Source organism: Pseudoalteromonas rubra (genome assembly GCF_005887095.1).
Classification (GTDB): Bacteria; Pseudomonadota; Gammaproteobacteria; order Enterobacterales; family Alteromonadaceae; genus Pseudoalteromonas; species Pseudoalteromonas rubra_E.
On the sequence record NZ_PNCI01000064.1, the window covers coordinates 1 to 662 of the forward strand.

Below are 662 nucleotides of genomic sequence, written 5' to 3' on the forward strand. Positions count from 1 at the left end.
CCCATGCTTGCTGTGGACCAGTGGGTGTAGCTGGCGTCACTGCTGGGTGGCCTGACTATCTCGCTTTGTTTACCAAACACATCGTAGCTAAAGCGCTTGAGGAATTTACCGGCGTTGTCGGTGATTGCCACCACCGAGCCCTGATGGTCGGTGAACAGCCATTGCATGCTTGCCTGGCCATTGGGGTGGTAGGTTTGCACCGCATCGCCGTTGATGCTGCGGCGTATGTACTTCTGGTTCGCAAATTCACCGCCGCCTGCGCCTTCGTCCACTATTTCCAGTGCACCTACGTAGTAGATGGTTTTATTGCCCTCGGTACGCTTATAACGGCGGTTATTGGCGTCGTACTCAAAGTTTATCACCTCGCCATTTTGGCTGATTTGGATGACCTTGTTACGGGCGCTGTAAATCAGTGAACGGGTCTGCAACACCCCATTGAGCCAGACCGTTGCGTCTGTCTGATTACCATTGGCATCATAGCCGAAGGTCTCGGTCTGTGTGCCTTTAACCCGCTTATAGATGGCATGTAAGGGCTCGCCTGCCTTGCCATAATCTTGTGTCCAGCCATCTTTGTTCTTGAGATTGCCATTGGGGTCATAGACATAGCGCTCAACACCATTGACTGTGGTAACGCGGTTCAGGATATCGTACTCAAATGTTGT

Annotated in this window: 1 protein-coding gene; it reads right to left on the reverse strand. The window is 52.1% G+C overall.

Annotated features, from left to right (window positions below):
* On the reverse strand, positions 1-662 hold a 662-nt coding region (locus CWB99_RS24235; protein WP_171045424.1), incomplete at both ends, for an RHS repeat protein.